Genomic DNA, 4461 nt, shown 5'->3' with positions numbered 1-4461 from the left:
CTCACTCTAAACGAGATTGAGCGTCGCTTATTCGACCTCTTAGCCTCTACTTTTCTGGACTTCCAGGATTACCCTGAATGGGTTCATGAAGGCGTCAGGGTCCAGTTGCCGTTTTACAAGTCGCTCGACAAGTATGCTGGGCTGGTATTTGAGAACAGTGTTAATCTACCTGGTAGAGGGGGGAAGTGGCTGCTACGTTTAGACATGACTGGTAACGGGGAGCTTTACGTGGACGGATCCTTGTACCAGGCTATAGACGAGTACCACAAACTCGTGGTTATAGACCCGGGAGAGCATACATTGAGGGTTACCGCTACTCCAAGAAGACTGTTTGGCGAGAATCCCTGGAGCCTTGGCTTTCTCGGGGCGTGTGCCGCGAACGTGATGTGGGAGGAATTCAATACCGTGCTAGCGGTAATGGACCTCTTGAGCCTCGCTAAGCAACAAGAAACTGTACGTGAAGCCTTGACCAGGGCAGCCGCGAGGATAAGCGTTACGCCCTCACTGCTCCAAGTCTACGCTCTCGCCAGGACGCTCTACGGTGTCTCCCTCCACGAGAGCAGCCCAGAGTATAGAGGCCTGAGGTGGGACTACGGCTACGTGGCATCAGTGTACGGGCCAGGGGTTTACAAGAAGATTCTGGAGGACACGCCTAGGCCTGATCCCTCCCGGGTGCAGAAAACCGTAGGAGACGTCCTAGAGGAGTTGAGAGACTTGCTCTCAGACACGGCTAGGACTGGCCGAGTATATCTTTTCGGACACGCGCATATCGACACGGCTTGGCTCTGGCCTTACAGCGAGACCAGGTTGAAGGTTAGGAGAACTTTCAGCACTGTTGTAAGGCTTGCAGAAATGGGCTACAGGTTCACTTTTGTCCAGAGCGGGGCTCAGAACTATGAGTGGCTTGAGTCTATTGATCCACTGCTTTTTAACAAGATAAAGAGGCTTGTCCAGCAGGGTCTGTGGCTCCCAGCCGGCGGGATGTGGGTTGAATCGGATACGCAGCTTCTACAGGGAGAGTCTCTAGCAAGACAGTTCCTCTACGGTCAGAGATACTTTCTGGAGAAGTTTGGTAGAACGTGTAGGATCGGCTGGCTACCCGACAGCTTCGGGTTCTCAGCACAGCTCCCGCAAATCTTGAGGAAGTCAGGTGTAGATGTATTCGTGACGCATAAAGTCATGTGGAACGATACTAACGAGTTTCCCTACCACGCGTTCGTGTGGAGAGGTCTAGACGGATCTGAGGTTGCTACTCATATTCTAGTGCAGACGTATAACGGTGTCTTGAGGGTTGAGGAGCTTCAAGCCTTGTGGGACAAATACAAGCAGAAAGACGTTTTTCCTGTCGCGGTTCACGCTTACGGCTTCGGCGACGGCGGGGGAGGACCTACATTCACCATGCTTGAAAGGCTTAAACTACTCGAGAAGCTCAAGCTCGTCCCGGAGCTGGTCGTCGCGCCCAAAGAGGAGGAGTACATCTCAACCCTCACAAAATCTATGGGTAAGCTTCCCGTATGGGAGGGGGAAATCTACAACGAGTTTCACCGCGGAGTCTATACGACCAACCTACGCGTCAAGCAACTTGTAGCTAGGGCCGAAAACGAGGCGATGTGGAGTGATTATCTCTCAGCGTTAGCCTACCTTAGGGGCAAGAGGCTCCCGGGAAGTACACAGGCATACTGGAAGACCATACTGCGAAACCAGTTCCACGACGTTTTACCGGGCTCATCGTGTCGTGAAGCCTATGAGGAAGCCTATGGGGAGCTCGAGGATGCGTTGCAGGGGCTCAGTGATCTCTCCTCAAGTCTCGTCGAGTTGCTTGCCTCGGAAATACAGGCTCCCGCGGGAAGCATAGTGGTCTTCAACAGGCTTCCCTGGGAAGCCGCATACGTGGTAGAATTGCCCAGCTGTAAATACGAGTCGCCAAACCTTCTAGCGTGCCAGGAACTCGGAGGCACGGCTATTGCCGTTGTAAGAATCCCCTCGCTAGGGTACACCAGTTTGAGCCCTTCTCTAAAGCCCAGTGTTAGAGGAGAGGCTAGAGCCAGCCATAAGGATGGTAAAGTGATTCTTGAAAACGAGTACCTTGAAGTGGTTATAGGGCGTGAGGGGTTAGTCGAGTCAGTGATGCGGAAAGGAGATGAGTTTGGCTTTGTTAAACGGAGTGAACTTTTAGTACACGTGGATAAGCCGGGGGTGTTCGACGCGTGGGACATCGAGAAGTCAGCGCTCCGACTGCCGCCTGATAGGCTCGAGCTGGTAGAGGGGCCAAAAATAATTATGAGTGGCCCTGCTGTTGCCTCGGCGACCTCCATCTTCAAGTACAATGGTTCCACTGTCAGGATAACGGTGAGCCTCTATTCGGGCCTGGAAATCGCTGAGTTAAAGTTTGTCTTCGACTGGGTTGAAAGGTCACGTCTCCTCAAACTATGGATTGAGACCGGCGTGGAGACTGATACGGCTGTGTGCCACGTGCCCTTCGGAGCCGTAAAGAGGCCGACAAGGGCTGTAGACAGGAGGACGGAGGCCATGTTCGAGGTTCCGGCACTGAACTGGGTCGACCTGAGCGACGGGTCAAGGGGCCTAGCTATCCTATCTGTTGATCGCCATGGCTACAGTTTTGACGGGAGCAGGGTTGGGGTCAGCCTGCTTAAAGCTGCCTCGATGCCGAACCCATGGTCAGACATGGGCATGCTTGAGACTAGAGTGTATCTTTACCCACACAAGTCTAACTACCATGAGGGAAGCGTCTACAGGAGAGCCTACGAGGTCCTGGCCGGAGCAAAGAAAACTGTGAAAAATTCGGGAGACGGTAGCCTACCACCAAATGGTAGTCTGTTGACTGTGAAGGATCTGTTACTTGAAGCTTTGAAGGTCTCCGAGGCTGGCGACGGAGTAATATTAAGGCTGTATGATTTATCCGGGAAGGGTTCAAAGGGCTCTGTGAGCCTCCCTGTTGTTGGAGACTTATATGAGACGGACATTGTGGAGCTACATGATAAGTTATTACGCGATAGGGTGGGTGAGTTTTTCATAGAGCTGAGGCCCTTCGAGATCAAGACGGTGAAGTTTGTACCTAGGCAGGATTGAAGAGATACAATGCCATTTTTAGATGGAATATTTGAAAACGATGCCTAATGCCCATAAGCAAGTAATAAAAATAAGTTGTAAATTATACAAACAGGATGTCCTCTCAAGTTATAGCTTTCGCCGTATGGGGCAACCCGGCCTATTGGAGACTGGCAAACTATAAAAGCAACGGCGAGGGCGTGAAAAGCTTCTCGACGCTTGAAATCCTTTCCCAGGTGGAAAAACCCAAGAAAGTGATCCTTATCGTTTCTGATACACTGGCCCTTGAAGCCCCCGATAAGATCACTAGTTACGACGACGTTGTCGAAAAAGCAAGGAGCTATGCGGAGAGATATGTTTGCTCACATCTTGATGAGTTTGAGATTAAAGTCTTGCCAGGAGTGATTAGGAAGAATAAAGGTGATGCAGTATACGTTTTCAAGGCAGACATGGACGATTTTAGAAGCCTTGCACTATACGAGATATACATGCAATCGATAAGAGAAGACCGTCCATTAGAGCTGACACTCGACATCAGCCACGGTATTAATTATATGCCGACCCTCACGTATGATTCCTTCAGAGAGGCTGCCGCACTTTATTCCGTATCGAGAATACAGAGAACAAAGATAAGGGTATACCAAGCGGATCCCTACCCTATACTCCAAAAAGAAACAGAGGAAAAACTAAAGAGAGACGAGAGCAGCCCGTGTACTCCAAAATCACAAGACGCCCATCCTCCAGATGTAGCATACAACCTTTTACTCGAGGAGAATGTTTATCCCTGGGAGGTCACACGCTATATAGGCTTTCAAAAGCAAAAGGTGAAGCAAACCCTTAACGACGTAAGAAACTTTCCCGATCATGAGTCAATAAAATCCCTTATCGAAGAGCTGTCCCTTCCACTCATTGGAGCATACAGGCTAGGAGCCATTGTCCAGCTTGCACTCCTCGCAAAGCCCGCTCTTGCAGCTGAGGGGGCTTCGGCTTCGGCCTCAGGGGGTTCTATAAACCCTGGTCAAAGCGACTCCTGTGCTCCCAAGGCCAACTGGAGTTTAAAGGATATCGAAGTCTTCCTAAAGAGATCCATAGAGGAGTGGCGTAAAGGTAGAGAGCCTTTCGAAGATGGCAATGAGATCATTGTCGAGAGCAAGAATAAGTTTGCTCCAGGATTCCGTGCACTACTCCAGACCCACGCAATCCTGTCAGGCATAAAAAGCCTGATTAGTACGTCGGAACTCGAGGTGGTGACCCTCACAGAGCTTAAAAACCTGAAGAAACTATACCAGGGCTCGAAGGTTGTGACACATTTGCTTGACAGAGAGATTGAGAAGCTTGATTTTCTTAAGGGAAAGATACTGGAGGACTGGACGCCTTATTACAAATACCGGA

At 50.5% G+C, this 4461-nt stretch carries 2 protein-coding genes; both read left to right on the top strand.

The window, feature by feature from the left end; genetic code table 11:
• The coding region (locus ACP5KC_RS03015; protein WP_428286827.1) for an alpha-mannosidase at positions 1-3090 on the top strand (3090 nt) is incomplete at its 5' end.
• A gap of 95 nt (positions 3091-3185) precedes the next feature.
• A partial coding sequence (locus ACP5KC_RS03010) for a CRISPR-associated DxTHG motif protein (protein ID WP_428286826.1) occupies positions 3186-4461 on the top strand: 1276 nt, incomplete at its 3' end.

Origin of the sequence: Infirmifilum sp. (assembly GCF_049970975.1) — an archaeon.
Taxonomy (GTDB): domain Archaea; phylum Thermoproteota; class Thermoprotei; order Thermofilales; family Thermofilaceae; genus Thermofilum; species Thermofilum uzonense.
This window is presented reverse-complemented; position numbering and strand designations above follow the sequence as displayed.